The organism is Corynebacterium sp. NML 120412 (assembly GCF_002285155.1).
GTDB lineage: Bacteria > Actinomycetota > Actinomycetes > Mycobacteriales > Mycobacteriaceae > Corynebacterium > Corynebacterium gottingense.
Genome location: NZ_NSGL01000008.1, coordinates 1 through 17,438, shown reverse-complemented (window position 1 = coordinate 17,438; position 17,438 = coordinate 1). Strand labels below are relative to the sequence as shown.

Annotated in this window: 18 protein-coding genes; 12 read left to right on the top strand and 6 right to left on the bottom strand. The window is 67.3% G+C overall.

All coding sequences use genetic code 11. From position 1 onward, the window contains the following. Positions 1 to 816 carry an SAM-dependent methyltransferase gene (locus tag CKJ84_RS11100; protein ID WP_095546987.1) on the bottom strand — a complete coding sequence of 272 codons (816 nt, stop codon included), beginning with the start codon at positions 814 to 816 and terminating at the stop codon, positions 1 to 3. Next, a complete protein-coding gene (locus CKJ84_RS11095; protein WP_095547013.1) occupies positions 817 to 1,308 on the bottom strand; it encodes a DUF2505 domain-containing protein in 492 nt (163 codons plus the stop codon). On the opposite strand from CKJ84_RS11095, the gene CKJ84_RS11090 reads away from it, so the two are divergent. After that, complete coding sequence (locus CKJ84_RS11090; RefSeq protein WP_095547012.1) at positions 1,270 to 2,367, top strand: UDP-N-acetylmuramate dehydrogenase; 1,098 nt, start codon at positions 1,270 to 1,272, stop codon at positions 2,365 to 2,367. The two genes, CKJ84_RS11095 and CKJ84_RS11090, sit on opposite strands and share 39 nt — an antisense overlap. On the opposite strand, the gene CKJ84_RS11085 is transcribed toward CKJ84_RS11090, so the two are convergent. Together CKJ84_RS11085 and CKJ84_RS11080 are read right to left on the bottom strand one after the other, a co-directional pair. Beyond that, the gene (locus CKJ84_RS11085) at positions 2,360 to 4,111 is read right to left on the bottom strand and encodes a long-chain-fatty-acid--CoA ligase (protein ID WP_095546986.1); all 1,752 of its coding nucleotides are present in this window, start codon (positions 4,109 to 4,111) and stop codon (positions 2,360 to 2,362) included. The genes CKJ84_RS11090 and CKJ84_RS11085 overlap by 8 nt on opposite strands. 10 nt (positions 4,112 to 4,121) lie before the next feature. Then, positions 4,122 to 5,936, bottom strand: a complete 1,815-nt coding sequence (locus tag CKJ84_RS11080) for a long-chain-fatty-acid--CoA ligase (protein WP_095546985.1) — start codon at positions 5,934 to 5,936, stop codon at positions 4,122 to 4,124. Between the two features lie 176 nt (positions 5,937 to 6,112). Here CKJ84_RS11080 and CKJ84_RS11075 point away from each other — a divergent pair, with 176 nt between their 5' ends. Then, the gene (locus tag CKJ84_RS11075) at positions 6,113 to 7,081 is read left to right on the top strand and encodes a MinD/ParA family protein (RefSeq protein WP_233125686.1); all 969 of its coding nucleotides are present in this window, start codon (positions 6,113 to 6,115) and stop codon (positions 7,079 to 7,081) included. Positions 7,082 to 7,110: 29 nt separating this feature from the next. Next, positions 7,111 to 8,385, top strand: a complete 1,275-nt coding sequence (mshA, locus tag CKJ84_RS11070; RefSeq protein ID WP_095546983.1) for a D-inositol-3-phosphate glycosyltransferase — start codon at positions 7,111 to 7,113, stop codon at positions 8,383 to 8,385. Between the two features lie 6 nt (positions 8,386 to 8,391). On the opposite strand, the gene CKJ84_RS11065 is transcribed toward mshA, so the two are convergent. Then, on the bottom strand, positions 8,392 to 9,567 hold the full coding sequence (locus CKJ84_RS11065; protein ID WP_095546982.1) for a hypothetical protein: 1,176 nt from the start codon (positions 9,565 to 9,567) through the stop codon (positions 8,392 to 8,394). 86 nt (positions 9,568 to 9,653) lie between these two features. Here CKJ84_RS11065 and CKJ84_RS11060 point away from each other — a divergent pair, with 86 nt between their 5' ends. The 3 genes from CKJ84_RS11060 to CKJ84_RS11050 are packed head-to-tail and all read left to right on the top strand — an operon-like array spanning position 9,654 to position 12,409. Continuing rightward, entirely contained in the window at positions 9,654 to 10,400 is a 747-nt protein-coding gene (locus CKJ84_RS11060) for a phosphoglyceromutase (protein ID WP_198949278.1), read from the top strand. Between the two features lie 18 nt (positions 10,401 to 10,418). Beyond that, positions 10,419 to 11,705: a cell wall metabolism sensor histidine kinase WalK gene (locus CKJ84_RS11055; RefSeq protein ID WP_095546980.1), complete on the top strand. Its 1,287-nt coding sequence runs from the start codon at positions 10,419 to 10,421 to the stop codon at positions 11,703 to 11,705. A gap of 14 nt (positions 11,706 to 11,719) precedes the next feature. Next, positions 11,720 to 12,409 carry a response regulator transcription factor gene (locus CKJ84_RS11050; RefSeq protein WP_095275143.1) on the top strand — a complete coding sequence of 230 codons (690 nt, stop codon included), beginning with the start codon at positions 11,720 to 11,722 and terminating at the stop codon, positions 12,407 to 12,409. Here the strand turns inward: CKJ84_RS11050 and CKJ84_RS11045 are convergent. Continuing rightward, positions 12,406 to 13,302 carry a hypothetical protein gene (locus CKJ84_RS11045; RefSeq protein ID WP_095275142.1) on the bottom strand — a complete coding sequence of 299 codons (897 nt, stop codon included), beginning with the start codon at positions 13,300 to 13,302 and terminating at the stop codon, positions 12,406 to 12,408. The two genes, CKJ84_RS11050 and CKJ84_RS11045, sit on opposite strands and share 4 nt — an antisense overlap. A 33-nt stretch (positions 13,303 to 13,335) precedes the next feature. On the opposite strand from CKJ84_RS11045, the gene CKJ84_RS11040 reads away from it, so the two are divergent. From CKJ84_RS11040 to CKJ84_RS12265, 6 genes are all read left to right on the top strand, one after another. After that, positions 13,336 to 14,292, top strand: coding sequence for a Ppx/GppA phosphatase family protein (locus tag CKJ84_RS11040; RefSeq protein ID WP_095537627.1), 957 nt, complete (start codon positions 13,336 to 13,338; stop codon positions 14,290 to 14,292). After that, on the top strand, positions 14,292 to 15,137 hold the full coding sequence (locus CKJ84_RS12385; protein ID WP_198949277.1) for a hypothetical protein: 846 nt from the start codon (positions 14,292 to 14,294) through the stop codon (positions 15,135 to 15,137). Before CKJ84_RS11040 ends, CKJ84_RS12385 begins: the two co-directional genes overlap by 1 nt. A 76-nt stretch (positions 15,138 to 15,213) precedes the next feature. Then, entirely contained in the window at positions 15,214 to 16,047 is an 834-nt protein-coding gene (proC, locus tag CKJ84_RS11030) for a pyrroline-5-carboxylate reductase (RefSeq protein WP_095546979.1), read from the top strand. Positions 16,048 to 16,257: 210 nt separating this feature from the next. Next, positions 16,258 to 16,449 (top strand): helix-turn-helix domain-containing protein, encoded by a 192-nt coding sequence (locus CKJ84_RS11025; RefSeq protein ID WP_095275138.1) that lies wholly within the window; start codon positions 16,258 to 16,260, stop codon positions 16,447 to 16,449. A gap of 216 nt (positions 16,450 to 16,665) precedes the next feature. Beyond that, the gene (locus CKJ84_RS11020; protein ID WP_003855542.1) at positions 16,666 to 16,767 is read left to right on the top strand and encodes a 30S ribosomal protein bS22; all 102 of its coding nucleotides are present in this window, start codon (positions 16,666 to 16,668) and stop codon (positions 16,765 to 16,767) included. A gap of 168 nt (positions 16,768 to 16,935) precedes the next feature. Beyond that, positions 16,936 to 17,438, top strand: a 503-nt coding sequence (locus CKJ84_RS12265; protein ID WP_158221696.1) for a hypothetical protein, incomplete at its 3' end; no start/stop codon positions are given.

Below are 17,438 nucleotides of genomic sequence, written 5' to 3'. Positions count from 1 at the left end.
CTAGTGTACGGCAGGGTCCACCGCCGCCCAGTCCACGGTGAGCACGTTGTCGCGCAGGGGTCGCCGCACCGGGTGGATGGGCCACCCCTTGGACACGAGTTCTTTGCGGGCCTCGCGCCAGCGCACGCGGGGCCCGTATGGGTCGAAGGGGGCGGCGTGGGCGTAGGCCGCGTTGGCGTCGGCAAGCAGCGCGTGGATCTTCTCGCCAGGGACGTTGCGGTGGATGAGGGCCTTGGGCAGGCGCTCGGCCACGTCACCCGGTTCGGCGACGTCGAAGGGGTCCCAAGCGAGGGTGAGGGAGCGGGGGCCGGTGGCGTCGAGAAGCACCCAGGTGGCGCGGCGGCCGATCTCGTCGCAGGTGCCTTCGATGAACATGCCGCCGAGGGCGAGGCGCTCGCAGACGGTCCGCCAGGCCTCATCCACCTCGGCGACGTCGTATTGGCGCAGCACGTTGAAGGCGCGCACGAGGTGGGGGCGGTAGCCGGCGAGCTCGAAACCGCCAAGCTCGAAGCGAACGCCGTCGCGTGGCGGCAGCACCCGGTCGGGGTGGATCTCCAGACCCACGACCTGGGTAGACGGATTGACGCGCCGCAGCCAGCGGGACCACTCGACGGTGGTGGTGTGCGAGGCGCCGTAGCCCACGTCCAGCGCGAGCGGCTCCCGCGCGCCGCGCAGCAGGGAGCGGATCGCGGGGTTGTAAAAGGCCCAGCGATCACAACGGCGCAGGCGGTTGTACCCGGTGGTGCCGCGGGTGATTACTCCGTACGGCTTGCCGGGGCCGGCCTGCGCCCTGAGGTTGTGGTGGTGCGGGGAGATTTACAGGTTCTCCGCGATCCACTGTTCGGTGAGCTTGGCTTCGTTTTCCACGATCTCCTCGAGCGCCTCGGCCACCTTCGGCTCGAGCGCTGCGCCCATGAACGGGATGTCTACCTTGGCCTCGTTGTCGTAGGCGAGGGTGGTGGTGTCGCCCTCGCCGGTCATGGTGATCTCGCCGGAGAAGTCGACCGGGGTGCCCTTCACGTCACCGGTGAAGGTGTGGTTGGCGGTTGCGCCGTCGAGCTTGCCAATGTTGACCACGCGCTTGAGCTTGAGGTCCTGGCTGATCATGGCCTGCGCGGCCTCGGGCAGGATGGACTTGGGCAGCACCTCAAACAGGGTGGCGGTCTCACCGGTGAACTCGTGCAGCTGGCCCGGCTCCGGGGAGAGCTTCTCCGCGATGAACTCCCAGTACGCCTGGGTGGCGTAGGCCTCGGCGACCTTCTCGGCCGGCTGGTTGATGGTGACGGTGGTTTCACTACGTGCAGTCATGCCCAACAGACTACCGTTGGTGGGGTGTCTGATTCATCTTTCGCCTCCCTGACCACGCTGCGCGTCGGCGGCACCCCCGCTGACCTGATCCGTTGCACGACCGCCGAGGAGCTCGCGGCCACCGTCGCGCGCCTGGACGCCGCGGGCACGCCACTGCTGCTCGTGGGTGGCGGTTCGAACCTGCTCGTTGCCGAAGGAGAGCTGGACCTCGTTGCGGTGGTTGCGGCGAACGAGGGCATCACGCTTGTCGACGCCCCCTCGTCCCCCTCCTCCCGCACCACCCTGCGCATCGGCGCGGGCACGGTGTGGGACGACGTGGTGGCCTACGCGGTCGAGCGCGGCCTGGGCGGTATCGAGGCCCTCTCCGGGATCCCGGGCTCCGCGGGCGCCACCCCGGTGCAAAACGTCGGCGCGTACGGCGCGGAGATCGCCGAGGTGCTCACCCGCGTGCGCCTGTGGAACCGCGAGACCAACAACGATGAGTGGGTGCCCGCAAGCGACCTGGACCTGGCCTACCGGTACTCCAACCTGAAGTTCACGCACCGCGCGGTCGTGCTCGAGCTGGAGATCGAGCTGGAGCGCCGCGAGCTCTCCGCCCCGCTGCGCCACCTGGGCGGCGAGCAGGTCCCGCTGGCGCAGGCGCGCGCCTCCGTGCTGGCCACGCGCCGGAAGAAGGGCATGGTGCTGGACCCGGAGGATCATGACACGTGGTCGGCCGGCTCCTTCTTTACCAACCCCGTCGTGGACCCGTCGGTTGCGGACACGATCGAGCGCGAGGTCGGCGAGGAGGGCATGCCGCGCTTCCCGCAGCCTGATGGCAAGGAGAAACTGTCGGCGGCCTGGCTCATCGAGCGCGCCGGGTTCCCGCGCGGTTTCCCGGGCGAGGAGGCGCCGGCCCGCTTGTCCACGAAGCACACGCTGGCCCTCACGAACCGCGGCCATGCGAGCGCGGATGATATTGCGGAGTTGGCTCGGCGGGTGCAGCGTGGCGTCGAGAAGCGCTTTGGCGTGGCCCTGGTGCCCGAGCCTGTGTGGGTCGGGCTCTCACCGCTTAGCTGAGCATGTTGAGCAAGTCGTCGCGCACCTCGCGGCGGCGGATCTTGCCCATCTGGTCGCGGGCGAGCTCCTCGAAGTGGTAGAAGGTGCGCGGCACCTTGTAGCGGGTGAGGTTCTCGCGGGCGAAGTCCTTGAGCCCCTCCGGGTCGAGCGCGGCGCCGTCGCGCAGCGTGACGCAGGCGACGACGTCCTCGGAGCCGTCCTCGCGGGGGCGCCCCACCACCGCAACATCGATAACGTCGCGGTGCTTGCGCATGACTTCCTCGACCTCGGCCGGGTAGACGTTAAAGCCGCCGGTGATGATGAGCTCCTTGATGCGCGAGACCAGCTTGATAAAGCCGTCTTCCTCCATCACGCCCATGTCGCCGGTGCGGAACCAGCCGTTGTGGAAGGCCTTCTCGGTGGCTTCCTCATTGTTGAAGTAGCCGCCGAAGACCTGCGGGCCCTTCACCAGGATCTCGCCGGGTTCACCAAAGGGCATGTCCTCGTCCAGGTTGTCCTCGTTGGCGATGCGGATCTGCGTATCCGGGAACGGGATGCCGATGTAGCCCGGGCGGCGGTCCTTGGTGCGCGGGTTGCCCACGATGATCGGGGAGGTTTCGGTGAGCCCGTAGCCCTCGACCAGGTGGCCGCCGGTGAGCGACTCCCATTCCTCGATGACCTCGACGGGCAGCGAGGATGCGCCGGAGAAACCGACCTGCACCTTGGACATGTCGACGTGCTTCTCGCGGGCCGTCTTCACAATGCGTTCGAAGACGGTGGGCACGCCCGGAATGAATGTCGGCGGGCGCTTCTTCAGAGAGTTCATGATGAGGTTCATCTTCGGCGCCGGCAGCAGGTTGAGCTCGCTGCCCACCAGCATCATGAGGGTGAGGGAGAAGGTGAGGCCGTAGGCGTGGAAGAAGGGGAGGGTGGCCAGCATGCGCTGGCCCGGCTCCTGCAGCTCCTTGACCCAGGCGCGACCCTGCACCGGGTTGGCGTGCAGGTTTTTGTGCGAGAGCACCGCGCCCTTCGGCGCGCCGGTGGTGCCGGAGGTGTACAGGATCACGGCCGGCGAGTCCGGGGTGAGCGCCTCCGGGATGTCAATGTCCGCGCCCTCGCCGCCGATGGCGGAGCCGGTGAGCGCCTCGAAGGGGACGGTGTTGGTGCACGGACCGGTGAGCTGTGCGCGCGCCTCGCGCACCTTGGGCAGTGGGATGCGCAGCGCCAGGCGCGTCTTGCGCGGCATCGCGCGCGTCATGTCCACGCTGATCACCGTCTCCAGCGGCGTGTCCGGGCGTAGCTTCTCCAGCGTGTCCGCGGTCTTGTCCCACACGATGGCGATGCGCGCGCCGTGGTCGGCGAACTGCGGGCGCAGCTCGTTGGCGGTGTAGAGCGGGTTGTGCTCAACGACGACCGCGCCAAGCAGCTGCACCGCGTAGAAGGCGACGATGTGCTGCGGGCAGTTGGGCAGCATGATGGCCACGCGGTCGCCCTCGCGCACGCCGAAGGCTTTGAGCCCGGCGGCGGCGCGGCGGACGTCGCGGTCCAGCTCCGCGAAGGTGAGCGTGCGGCCGAAGAAGGTGGCCGCCGGCTTGTTCGCGTTTTTCTCCAGGTTCTGCAGGTACATCTCCGGCAGGGTCGTGGTGCCGTATTCCAGGGAGTGGTCGGTCCACTCCGGGTAGTACTGCAGCCAGGGCTTTTCCTGGTTCGGGTCAAAGGCGGAACCGGAGTTGCCGGCGGCGGAGGTATGCACTGTGGAAGACATGCCCCACACCTTACGCTTCCGTAGCTTTCTCTACCGTAGCGGGCGATGTGGGGCTTCTGTGAACTTCTGCGCCTCGTTGCTGCCTCGTTGCTGCCCGATATGCGCCGTCCTCTTCCAACATCCGGATGAGCGTGCGCTGCACGTCCCGGCGCCGGATCTTGCCGGTCTGGTCTCGGTCCAACTCTTCGAAGTGGTAGAAGGTGCGCGGCACCTTGTACCGGGTGAGGCGCTCGCGCGCGAACTTTTTCAGCCCCTCCGGGTCGAGCGCCGCGCCGTCGCGAAGGGTGACGCAGGCGACGACGTCCTCGGATCCGTCCGCGCGGGGCCGGCCCACCGCGGCGATGTCGGTGACGTCCGGGTGCTGCCGGATCGCCTGTTCGACCTCGTCGGGGTAGACGTTGAAGCCGCCGGTGATAATGAGCTCCTTGATGCGCGCGACCAGCTTGATCCACCCGTCCGGCTCCATCACGGCCATGTCGCCGGTGCGGAACCAGTCCAGGTAGAAGGTCTTCTCGGTGGCCTCGGGGTTGTTGAGGTAGCCGGAGAACACCTGGGGGCCGCGCGCGAGGAGCTCGCCGGGCTCGCCGTCCGGCACGGTCTCCGCCGGGTTGTCCGGGTTGGCAATGCGGATCTCCGTGTTGGGGAAGGGGAGGCCGATGTAGCCGGGGCGGCGGGTGCCGTCGAGCGTGTTGCCCGCCAGAATTGGCGAGGTCTCCGTGAGCCCGTAGCCCTCGATGAGCCGGCCGCCGGTGGCCTGCTCCCACCGTTCGATGGTGTGGGCCGGGAGTGTGGACGCGCCGGAGATGGAGGTGTGGATAGAGGAGAGGTCCGCGTGGGATTCGACGGCCCAGTCGATGATCCGGTCGTACAGGGTGGGCACGCCCGGCAGGACGGTGGGCCGCGTCTTCAGGATGGCCTTCTGGTACAGCTCCGGCTTGGGCGCCGGCAGCAGCACCATCTGCGCGCCGCAGGTGAGCGGCAGCGCGTAGTTCAGCGTAAGGCCGTAGACGTGGAACATGGGCAGGATGCCCAGCACTTTTTCCTCTACCGCGCCCCAGTTTTCCAGCCAGGACACGCCCGCGGTGAGCACGGAAGTGATGTTGCGGTGGGTGAGCGGCACGCCCTTCGGCGCGCCGGTCGTGCCTGAGGTGTACAGGATCACCGCCGGGTCGTCGGCGCTGATCGGCGGCTCGCCGGCCGGTACCCCGCCGCGGCTGGCAACGTGCGCGCCGCCGCGCCCCTCCAGGAGGTCCTTCATATCGATCGTGCCGGGCGCCGGGCCGGTGAGCTGCGCGCGCTTGTCTCGGATTGGGCCGACTGGCACGGAGAGCGCGGCGCGCGTGGCCCAGGGCATCTCGTCGATCATGTTCACGGAGACGACGGTCTCAAGCGGGGTGTCTTCGGTGAGTGTGGTGAAGGTGTCCGCCTGCTTGTCAAAGACGATGGCCACCTTCGCCCCGTGGTCGATGAACTGGTCGCGCAGCTCGTAGGCGGTGTAGAGCGGGTTGTGTTCCACCACGGTTGCGCCCAGCCGTAGTACGGCGGTCAGCGCCACGACGTGCTGCGGGCAGTTCGGCAGCGCGAGCGCGACGCGGTCGCCGCGGCGCACGCCGAGCCCGGCAAGCGCGTTGGCCAGCCGGGTGACCTTCTCGTTGAGCTGCGCGTACGTCAGTGCCTTGCCCATGAACCACGTGGCGTCGCGTTGCGGGGTGGCGGCCACGTTGGCATTGAACATGCTGACCAGGGTGTCGCTGCCCAGCCTAGGGTGCGGGTCCGTCCACTCCGCGTACTGCTGGATCCAGGCCTTCTCGTCGGATGCGCTCACCGTCACTCCTTAGTTATAGTGAAATAAGTAGATGCGAGTATAACCTACGCAACCGTAACTTTGGAAAGTTTTTCGCTTGGAACATCCTCCGAAACGCATTCGCGTTGCACGCTTCCCCCAGCTGCCTTAGGCTTGGTGCCCACACGTTCAGGGGGAACAATTCAAGGGGGATTTCTGTGACCACGCTCAGTGACGGCCCAATCGAGCTCGTCCCGCCACAAGCGCTCGACCACTCCAACCTGGTCGATCCCGTCAAAGCGCCGCCAAAACGCGGCTGGCGCAAACTCGTCCACACCGCCACGCGCGGCCGGATCAACCCCGGCGGCTCGCACAAGGAGCTCGAGCACGAGCAGCTTATCGACGCCATCCGCGCACCCCTCCGCGGCGACTACCGCATCGCCGTGATGAGCCTCAAGGGCGGCGTGGGCAAGACCACGACGACCGTGGCCCTCGGCGGCATCTTCGCCGAGACCCGCGGCGACCGCGTCATTGCCATCGACGCCAACCCGGACCTGGGCACGCTCGCCCAGCGCGCCGCGGCGACCACCCCGGCGACCATCCGCGACCTGCTCGCCGCGCCCGACACCTCGCGCTACCCGCAGGTGCGCGCTTACACCAACCAGTCCAGCTCCCGGCTCGAGGTGATCGGCTCCGAGCGCGACCCCGCCGTCTCCGAGGCGTTCTCCGAGCTGGACTACCGCCGCTCCATCGACATCCTGCAACACCACTACAACGTCATCCTCACCGACTGCGGCACCGGCCTGATGCACTCCGCCATGGCGGGCGTGCTGGACCTGGCCAACGCGCTCGTGCTGGTCACCTCGCCGGCGCTCGACGGCGCCCAGTCCGCCGCCGCCACGCTGGACTGGCTCAATCTCCACGGCTACGACCAACTCGCGGCCAACTCCACCGTGGTCATCTCCGCGGCCGCGCCGGGCAAGCCCACCATTGATACGGACAAGCTCGCTGCGCACTTCGCGTCGCGCACCCGCGCCGTGCATGCAATCCCGTACGACCGGCACCTCGCCGAGGGGGCAGTGGTGGACCTGGACCGACTGGCGGCGCCCACCAAGCGCGCCTACCAGTACCTCGCGGCCGACGTGGCCAGCGACTTCAGCGCCTGGCACAAGCACGCCGCCTACTAGGTACGCGCGCTGCATTACCCTGGGGCGCTATGGATGCAGATGCACTGCGCGTGGGAATGATCTCCATGCACACCTCGCCCCTGGAACAGCCCGGCGTGGGCGATGCCGGCGGCATGAACGTGTACACCTTTAACGTGGCAAAGGGGCTCGCGCGCCAGGGCGTCCAGGTGGACGTGTACACCCGCGCGACCCGCCCCAGCCAGGGGGAGGTGGTGCAGGTGTGCGAGAACTTCCGGGTGATCAACATCGTCGCCGGCCCCTACGAGGGGTTGCACAAGGAGGAACTGCCCACCCAGCTCGCCGCGTTCGCGGGCGGTGTCGTCCAGTTCACGCGCGCCCACGACCTGCGCTACGACCTCATCCATTCCCATTACTGGCTCTCGGGCCAGGTCGGCTGGCTGCTCGCAGACTTGGCCGGCATCCCGCTCGTGCACACGGGGCACACGTGGGCGGCGGTGAAAAACGCGGCGTCGAATAGCAGCTCCGAGGGCGAGGCCCGGCGCATCTGCGAGCAGCAGCTCGTGGACAACGCGGACACCCTCGTGGTGAACACCCGCGACGAGATTGACGAGCTCTCCCGGCACTACGACGTGGACCCCTGCAAAATCAGCGTGGTCACCCCGGGCGCGGATACCGAACTGTTCACGCCGGGCACGAACCGCAACACGGAGCTGGCGCGCCGCCAGCTGGGCATCCCGCTGCACGCCAAGGTCGTCGCGTTCGTGGGGCGCCTGCAGGACTTCAAGGGGCCGCAGGTGCTCATCCGGGCGCTGGGCCAGCTCCACCGCGAGCAGCCGGGCCTGCCGGTGCGCGCGATTGTGTGCGGCGGGGCGTCGGGAAGCGGTGCGAGCGTGGACCACTACCGGCAGCTCGCGCGCGACGAGGGCGTTGGACACCTCGTGCGCTTCCTGGGGCCCAGGCCGCCGGAGGAGCTGGTGTCCATCTACCAGGCGGCAGACGTCGTCGCCGTGCCCAGCTACAACGAGTCGTTCGGCCTGGTCGCGGTCGAGGCGCAGGCCACCGGCACTCCCGTCGTCGCCGCGCGCGTGGGCGGGCTGCCGCTCGCGGTGGCGGAGGGGGAGACCGGGGTGCTCGTGGATGGTCACGAGCCCGCCAGCTGGGCCGAGGCGCTCGGGGCATTGCTTGACGACGACCCCCTGCGCATCCCTATGGGCGAAGCCGCCGTCGCGCACGCCGCCACCTTTAGCTGGCAGGAGAGCGCGAAGGCGCTGGTCGGCGTCTACGAGCGGACGATCGCCGAGTTTGAGCCCGGGCTGGACGACCGCCGCGCCATCGGCGGCTAGTGCGGGCTAGTGCGGGCGGCCCTGCCCGAGGACGTCGTTGAGCAGGTAGTTCGCCCCAGTGACCGCGAGCTGCTGGGAGTGGTGGTCAGCCGCCGCGCCGGCCATGTTTGCCACTTCCTGCGCGCCCTCCACGGAGTTCACCTGGCTCGCGCGCTGCGCCAGGGTGTTGGCGTCCTGCTGCGCGACGGCGACCGACTTGTCCCAGGCCTCCTTCGGCGTGGAGATCTCCACCTCCGGGTTCTCCTCTTGGATTGTGTTCATGACCTGGTCGAACTCCTGATTCAGCGAGGTGTACTCCGCGTGCGGGGCCGTCGACTGCTCCAGCGTGAACTCCTCGTTGACGTGTCCGTCGGGCACGCCGTAGGCGTCCTCGATGATGCGGTCCGCCGGCTGGGCCTTGCCCAGCGGGCCGATGCCCATGGAGGTGACGCCGATGACGGCGCCGTCGTTCGGGTCGTAGTTGATGCCGCCGGAGTCGCCGCCCTGGTAGTTCAGGCCCCAGGAGTAGACGCCGTTGCGGCTGCGGCCGATCTGCGTCCCGCAGGAGCGGCCGGACGTCGCGCCGTCCTTACAGATGGGCTGGCCGAAGTTGTCCGTGCTGAACTGGTTCACCGGCAGGGTGGGGTAGTCGCGGATGCTGCGCAGCTGCACGGGGGCACTCACCGGGGCGCCGGCCGCGTTGCTGGACTGGGAGATGCTGGTGGCGGGCACGGAATCGTCGATAAGCACGACGCCCCAGTCGTCGGTGTTGACGGTGTCCCAGAAGAACTCGTGCGGCCAGAAGGTGTGCTCGTACTCGGTGGGCTTGTGGGCGGCTTTGCGCTCGCCGATGCGCGGGTATTTGCCGGCGACGGGGACGGTGGCCTCGGTGCTAAACGTCGGGGTTTCGTTGTCCTGGAGCACGCAGTGGCCGGCGATAAGGAGGACGCGCTCGCCGCGGATCGTGCCGCTCGGGCCCTGGGAGCAGGACGCCACGCTGGCCTCAGGTGGGATGGTGATGTGCCCGTTGGCCGCACCCTCGAGGGGCATCTCGGTCTGCGGCTCCTGCGGGAAGACGCGGAACGCGCCGCCGGGGGCTACCAGCGCGGGCTCCTGCGCCGTGGCGGGGGTGGCGAAAGTTGCGGCGAGTGCTGCGGCGGAAAGCGCTACGGCCACGACTTTACGGGTGCGGGCGAGCTTCACAAGTCCTCCTCGAATGGTGGTTTAAAAGGTCTGCCTATGAGAGTACGTGAACGCATGCTGAACGGAATCGTGGCATGCTGGGAACCATGAGCAACGGAAAGCTAATTCTTGTCCGTCACGGGCAAAGCGAGTGGAACAAGTCCAATCAATTCACCGGCTGGGTCGACGTGAACCTGACCGAGCAGGGTGAGCAGGAAGCAATTAATGCAGGCAAGCTCATGGCCGAGCAGAGCGTGCTGCCCGACATGGTGTTCACCTCTCTGTTGCGCCGCGCGATCCGCACCGCAAACCTGGCGCTCAACGCGGCTGACCGTCACTGGATCCCGGTGGAGCGCAACTGGCGCCTCAACGAGCGCCACTACGGCAAGCTGCAGGGCCTGAACAAGGCGGAGATCCGCGACGAGTACGGCGAGGAGCAGTTCATGACCTGGCGCCGCTCCTACGGCACCCCGCCGCCGGAGATCGACCCGGAGAACGAGTACTCCCAGACCCACGACCCGCGCTACGCCTTCCTCCCGGAGGTGCCGCGCACCGAGTGCCTCAAGGACGTTGTCGAGCGCTTCCTGCCGTACTACGTCGACGTCATCCTGCCGCAGGTGCTCGAAGGTAAGACCGTGATGATCGCCGCGCACGGCAACTCCCTGCGCGCGCTGGTCAAGTACCTGGACAACATTTCGGACGACGACATTGCCGGGCTAAACATCCCGACCGGCATGCCGCTGGTCTACGAGATTGACGCGGACGGCAAGGTCCTGAACCCGGGCGGCACATACCTGGACCCGGAGGCCGCCGCTGCCGGCGCCGCTGCCGTGGCAAACCAGGGGCAGAAGTAAGACCCTAAAGTTGTCTGCATGACCCCACTTATCGCCTTTTTCCTGGGCATCGCAGTCGCCGCGCTCGCCGCTCCAATCCTGCGGCGGGCGCTGCGTTGGCGCGAGCGCAACCGGGAGTACACGGCGGAGTCGGAGCCGCAGGCAAGCTCGATCAGCCAGATGTATCACCTGGCTATTCAGGGCTCCCCCACGGGTATCGCCGTCATGGAGCGCTCGGGACACGTCACGCTTTCCAACGCTCGCGCCCACGACATGTCCGTCGTGCACGACGGCACCGTGAACCCCGAGGTGTGGGCGGTGGCCGAGGAGGTCTTCGACGACCAAGAGGAGCACATCCTCGCCCTCGCCCTCCCGCAGCGCGCAACGGGCAGCCGGATTCGGAACGTGCGCGCCGTGATTAAGCCGCTCACGCTCACCCAGAACTCGTACGCCGTGGTCTACGTCACCGACGAATCCGAGAACGTGCGGATGGAAAACGCGCGCCGCGACTTCGTGGCCAACGTCTCCCACGAGCTGAAAACGCCGGTCGGCGGCATGGCGCTGCTTGCAGAGGCGCTCATGGAAGACCCCACGGACGCGGACATGGTCACCTACTTTGGCGCGAAGCTGCAAAAGGAAGCCCACCGGATGGGGGAGATGATCACAGACCTGATCTCCCTGTCCAAGCTGCAGGGCGCGGAGGCGCTCCCGGACATGAGCCCGGTGCGGGTGGACGAGATTATTGATGACGCAATCGAGCGCAACCACGTCGGCGCGGAAAACCGCTCGATCGAGCTCATCCGCGGGGAACGCACCGGGCTGCGCGTGATGGGGGACCGCCCCCTGCTCACCGCGGCCGTGTCCAACCTCGTTTCCAACGCGGTGAACTACTCGCCCGACGGCAAGCCGGTGAGCATCACCCAGAAGGTGGTGCGCGGCAACGTCCTGTACCTGCGCGTGACCGACCGCGGTATCGGCATCGCCCCCGAGGACCAGAAGCGCGTCTTCGAGCGCTTTTACCGGGTGGACAAGGCCCGTTCGCGCTCCACGGGCGGGACCGGCCTGGGCTTGGCCATTGTGAAGCACGTGGTGGCAAACCACGGGGGTAACATCAAACTATGGTCCCGGCCCGGAACGGGGTCGACGTTCACCATAGAGCTGCCGATCTTCGACCCGGAGCAGGCCGCGGAGCGCGCGGAGCTCGAGCGCGCGGCCGCCGAATCGGAAGCGGCGGGCGAGCCAGCAGTGACGGCCAAGGGGCAGCCGAAGTCGGGCACGAACACCCCGGTGCGTAACGTCATGCGCCGAGTGAAAGCCAATAAGTAGGAAAGGGAAGACCTGTGACAACCATCCTGATCGTTGAAGACGAAGAATCTTTGGCTGATCCCCTGGCCTACCTCCTGCAAAAGGAAGGCTTTGACACGCTCGTGGCACAGGACGGGCCCAGCGCACTCGACCAGTTCGGCGACAACGACGTGGACCTGGTCCTCCTGGACCTCATGCTGCCGGGCATGTCCGGCACCGAGGTGTGCAAGTCGCTGCGCTCCGTCTCCTCGGTCCCGATCATCATGGTCACCGCCCGCGACACGGAGATTGACAAGGTCGTGGGCCTGGAGCTCGGCGCCGACGACTACGTGACCAAGCCGTACTCAACCCGCGAGCTCATCGCCCGCATCCGCGCCGTGCTGCGCCGCGGTGGCGAGACGGAGGAGGCGAAGCCGGCCGAGCAGGAGGTCCTCGTTGGCGGCCGCGTCAAGATGGACATTGAGCGGCACACAGTGCTTATCGACGGCACGCCCGTCCCCATGCCACTCAAGGAGTTCGACCTCCTGGAGTACCTGATGCGTAACGCCGGCCGCGTCCTCACTCGCGGCCAGCTCATCGACCGGATCTGGGGCGCGGACTACGTCGGCGACACGAAGACGCTCGACGTCCACGTCAAGCGCCTGCGCACCAAGATCGAGGCGGAGCCGTCCAAGCCGAAGCTGCTGGTCACGGTCCGCGGCCTGGGCTACAAGTTCGAGGGCTAAGCCTGCTTCCGGGCCGCCGGGTGAACCGCTTTCGCCTCGGCGGGTAGCGCCGCGCGCGCCGCGCAGTGCGCCGCCACGATCTCGTAGGGCTTCTCGCCGATCAGCGCGGTGAGCTCGTCCTTCATGGACTGCCACACCGGCGTCGCCGAGCCGCTGCCGGTGGGGGTGTGGCAGCTGGGGGCGCTGGTGCACCACCAGTCGAAGTCCTCGCCGCCCCCGCCCCACTGGCGCCGGTCGTACTCGCCGATGGTGGTGCGTAGAATCTCCTCGCCGTCGGAGCGCTCTTCGTACTCGTCCTCGCGCGAAAACGGCACCTGCCAGCACACTTCCGGTTTGGAGCCGATGATGTTGCGGCCCTCCGCCATCGCCCACTGGTGCAGGGCGCACCCCGGCCCCGTCCCCTCCTTTGAACGGTTGGCAAAGATGCACGCGCCGTCGACCACGCGGGTCTTAATGTGCGGCCCGTCGTCCTCTTCCTCAGTGTCGTCCCATTCCAGCCACGGCTCCAGGATGGTCGGGTCGGCGTTGGCGATGTAGGAGTCGGTCTCAGCGGGCCGCAGCTGCCAGTACTTCGCCGGCATTTCCGCAACGGCGTTGTAGAGGTCGTCGCGGTCCGACTCGTCCGAGAGGTACGCGCCGTGGATGCAGCAGCCGACCACGGGGAAGCTCTCATCAATACCCAGGCACTCGGGCGTGCCAAAGCGGCACGACCAGGTGGATTCCAGCCAGGTCAGGTCGAGGCTGAAGTAGTGGGTGGGGTCGTCGGGGTGGACGAACTCGAACCATTCGTGCGGGAAGTCTGGGCGGGTTTCGCGCCCGGCCAGGATGGACTTTCCGGCCGGCGAGTCTGCGGGGAAACCGAGAAAAACTTGGTTCGAAGCTGGCTGATTCACACCTCAACACGGTAGACCCATTACCCTAGTGGTGTGCGATTAGGTGTATTAGATGTTGGCAGCAATACCGTCCACCTCGTGGCGGTAGATGCCCACTCCGGCGGCCGCCCGACCCCGATGAGCGATTGGAAGCAGCCCCTGCGACTTGTGGAGCAGCTGGACGCGGACGGCAATATCGAGGACAAGGGCGTGAGCAAGCTTATCGACGCCGTGCAAGAGGCCAAGGACCTCTCCGACAAGCTCAAGTGCGATGAGTTGCTCGCGTTTGCCACCTCGGCGGTGCGTTCGGCGACGAACTCAGACGCGGTGCTGAAGAAGGTGGAGAAGAAGACCGGCGTGCAGCTGCGGGTCATCTCCGGCGAGGAAGAGGCGCGTTCCACCTTCCAGGCGGTCCGCCGCTGGTACGGCTGGTCCGCCGGTCGCATCACCAACCTGGACATCGGCGGCGGCTCCCTTGAGCTGTCCACCGGCACCGAAGAGGTGCCGGACTTGGCCGTGTCGCTCAACCTGGGTGCCGGCCGCCTGACCCACGAGTGGTTCGACACCGACCCGCCGGAGCGCAAGAAGATTAATGCGCTGCGCGATTTTATCGACGCCGAGCTCGCCGGCCCGGCCGATGAGTTCCGCGCGCTTGGCGAGGCCGGCCTGGCCGTCGGCACCTCCAAGACGTTCCGCTCCCTGGCCCGCCTCACGGGCGCCGCGCCCTCCTCGGCCGGGCCGTACGTGCAGCGCACACTCACCGCCCCGGGGCTGCGCCAGCTCATTGCCTTTATTTCCCGCATGACCGCGGCGGACCGCGCGGAGCTCGAGGGCATCAACTCGGACCGCTCCCACCAGATCGTCGCGGGTGCCCTGGTGGCCGAAGCCGCGATGCGTGCACTTAATCTTGATAAGTTAGAGATCTGTCCTTGGGCGTTGCGCGAAGGCGTCATTCTGAAGCGGATTGACCAGGGACTTGCCCCAGGAGATGACGAAGGAGACAACGCCTAATGTCTGAGGAACGGCAGCTGACCGTTGCGGAGCTTCTTGCCCGGGCCCAGCAGGACAACCCCGAGGCAGGCAAGCGCCGTCGGCGTCGCCGCAGCTTGGAAGACGGCGGCGTGTCTGTCGCGGAGCTCACCGGGTCCCTGAAGAAGGTCGAGGCGCGCCCGCCGGAGTCGAAGCACTCCAACGTGCCTATCGACGCACCCCCGCAGCCCCCCAAGGACGCGAAGCCGACCGGCGCTTCCGCCCCCGTCGAGGTGGTGAAGGTTTCGCCGGAGCCGGCGGAGCCGAAGCAGCCTGCGGAGCCGAAGCAGCCCGCGGAGCCGAAGGCGCCGTCCGCGGGCGACACCGCCGTCCTGCGGAAGGTCCCCGACGCGTCCGCCCCGAAGGCTGCGCCCAGGGCTGAGCCGAAAACTGAGTCTCAGACTGCTGGCGCGTCGCGTCCGGTGCGTACCGAAGACACGTCGCAGATCCCGGTCGTCGCGCCGGAGCCGTCGGCAACCGCGCCCGTCGAGCCGCGCGAGGAGCGCCCCGTCGAGCCGGCAGCGCCTGTCCAGCCGCCGGAAGCAGCGGAGGCAGCGGAGATGGACGAGCCGGTTGACGAGGGCGTCAACCCCATCGTCCTGGTCCTGCTGGTGTTCGTCGGCGTCCTGCTCGGCGTGCTCGGCTTCCTCGCCTTCCAGTGGATCTGGGCGCACATGTCCACCATCGTCGCCGCGATCCTGGGCGTGGTCGCCGTCCTCGCCGTCATCTTCGGCGTGCGCGCGATGCGCACCGGCAAGGACGCGCTGACCGTCACGATGGCGGGCATCGCCGCCGTGGTCATGGCATTTGGGCCGGCGCTGATCTAAACGCCCCCGCAGTACAAACCCTCCACTGAGCCCTCCACTGAGCGCAATTGCCGGTGGAGGGTTTAGTCTGTCCACCATGGAATCCACGACTGCACCCACGTTCCAGGGCAAGATTGCCATCCTCGGCGCCGGCAGCATCGGCGAGGCCCTGCTGTCCGGCCTGGTGGCCAGCGGCATCGACCCCAAACAGATCACGGCCACGAACCGCACGGCGGCGCGCCGCGACGAGCTCGCCGACCGCTACGGCGTCAACGTCACCGACGACAACAACGGCGCCGTCTCCGAATCGCAGGTGGCGTTCCTGTGCGTGAAGCCGGGCCAGATCCTCGGCCTCATCGAGGACATCAGCACCGACATCGCCGATTCCGACTCCGCTACGGTGCTGGTCTCCATGGCCGCGGGCATCTCGCTGCAGGCGATGGAGGAGGCCGTCTCGGCCGCGGGCACCCCGATCGTGCGCGTGATGCCCAACACCCCGATGCTGGTGGGCAAGGGCGTGCTCGCCGCGGCGTTCGGCCGCTTCGTTGATGACGAGCAGCACGCCGCGATCAGCGAGCTGCTCTCCGCGGCCGGCAAGCTCGTCGAGGTCAAGGAGAAGCAAATGGATGCGGTCACCGCGCTCTCGGGCTCCGGCCCCGCCTATTTCTTCCTGGTCGCAGAGGCGCTTGTCGACGCCGGCGTGTCCCTCGGCCTGCCCCGCGACCTCGCCACCGAGCTCGCCTCCGCCACGGCCGCCGGCGCCGGCGCGATGCTGGAGGGGGAGCAGACGCCGACCGAGCTGCGGGCCGGGGTGTCCTCGCCGGCCGGGACGACGGTGGCGGCGATCCGGGAGCTCGAGGAGTCCGGGCTGCGCGGCGCGTTCTACCGGGCGACGGAGGCCTGCGCGAACCGTTCCGCGGAGATCGGGTGATGGTGTGTGGGGGTGGGTGTGGCGTCGATAGGCACTCTGCGCCCCACTCTTCACATCAATGATGCGGTGTCTCTGGGGACTCACAGAAAAATTTTGGCACTCAGGTCGCATTCGGCCCTGGTTTCACGATAGTCTGGTTCAGGCACGTGCGTGTTCGTCCTGTGGGAGGGGAAGCCTACAGCGCGACCGTGCTGAAGGGTTAAGTATTTTATGGCAAACGAAGACAAAGGTAAGTTCCTGACAGTCGCAGAGGTCGCAGAGATCATGCGCGTCTCCAAGATGACGGTGTACCGCCTCGTGCACTCCGGCGAGCTGCCGGCCGTGCGCGTGGGTCGGTCGTTCCGTGTGAACGAGGGCGCGGTGAATGAGTACCTGGAGTCCTCCGTCTACGACGTGGGATAACGCCCTTGCGTTGCAACCGGCGCCGCTCGCTTCCAGTCAAGGCGGGTGGCGCCGGATTTTTTGGTCGGACACGCGGCGGGCTGTATGCTGTCAACCATTGATGTCGGCGCACGCCCTGCGGAGTGTGCACCTCACGCCGGCCCGTTCGCCCCGCTTGGCGGGGTGGCGGTCGCGCTGACAGGCACTGTACGTACACCAAGGAAACGAGGAAGCCCCATGGGTTCTGTGATCAAGAAGCGCCGCAAGCGCATGTCCAAGAAGAAGCACCGCAAGATGCTGCGCCGCACCCGCGTTCAGCGTCGTAAGCTGGGCAAGTAGGCCCTGTCGGCCCGCACCCGTTCCCGTTGGGGCGGGTGCTTTTTCGTGCCCGCGCACCTGTGCCGGGTGGGGTGCGGCCTAGCTGACGAAGACCGGATGACGAAGATGCGAGAGGCTGGGACCGCGGACAAATAGTTGGAGTGTCCCCGGGGGCGGAGAGGGTTTCTGATGTCCGCGCATTTTCCCCGTGAGATCCGGGAGCAAGCAGTTGATAAGTTTCTTGAAGGCATGCCGTACAAGCGCATCGGCGATTGGCTGGAAGAAAGCTATGGCCAACGCCCTTCTCGGTCAACGGTCGGGTTATGGGTCAGGCAAAGACGTCACGGTCGCCCTCTTAGCCCGCAGCCGGGTATGCATGCCCCGGAAACAGTCGCTGATGCGGTTGCACGTCGTGTGACCTCAACACAGTCGTTTGCAATTATCGGCGACCAAGTTGGCGTCGCCAGTGGGTCAGTGCGGAAATGGACTTCGCGGTACTGGCCCGACGCGCAAGAGGTTGCCGCTGCCGCGTCGCTGCCGTTCGACGAGGTCTACGCGATCACAATGGAACGTGTGAGCAAAGATCGCAGAAACAAACGCACCAAACAGCAACAGCGCATCGCTGATAAGCACAACGCCGCAACCCGTCCGGCACCGGTAGATTCCTGGTTGCCAGGCCCAGGTCCTGTCCC

Coding starts and splice junctions, on each gene's coding strand:
- CKJ84_RS11095 (WP_095547013.1), bottom strand. CDS start 1,308: ATGACTGCACGTAGTGAAACCACCGTCACCATCAACCAGCCGGCCGAG.
- CKJ84_RS11085 (WP_095546986.1), bottom strand. CDS start 4,111: ATGTCTTCCACAGTGCATACCTCCGCCGCCGGCAACTCCGGTTCCGCC.
- mshA (WP_095546983.1), top strand. CDS start 7,111: ATGGATGCAGATGCACTGCGCGTGGGAATGATCTCCATGCACACCTCG.
- CKJ84_RS11060 (WP_198949278.1), top strand. CDS start 9,654: ATGAGCAACGGAAAGCTAATTCTTGTCCGTCACGGGCAAAGCGAGTGG.
- CKJ84_RS11055 (WP_095546980.1), top strand. CDS start 10,419: ATGACCCCACTTATCGCCTTTTTCCTGGGCATCGCAGTCGCCGCGCTC.
- CKJ84_RS12385 (WP_198949277.1), top strand. CDS start 14,292: ATGTCTGAGGAACGGCAGCTGACCGTTGCGGAGCTTCTTGCCCGGGCC.
- proC (WP_095546979.1), top strand. CDS start 15,214: ATGGAATCCACGACTGCACCCACGTTCCAGGGCAAGATTGCCATCCTC.
- CKJ84_RS11025 (WP_095275138.1), top strand. CDS start 16,258: ATGGCAAACGAAGACAAAGGTAAGTTCCTGACAGTCGCAGAGGTCGCA.
- CKJ84_RS11020 (WP_003855542.1), top strand. CDS start 16,666: ATGGGTTCTGTGATCAAGAAGCGCCGCAAGCGCATGTCCAAGAAGAAG.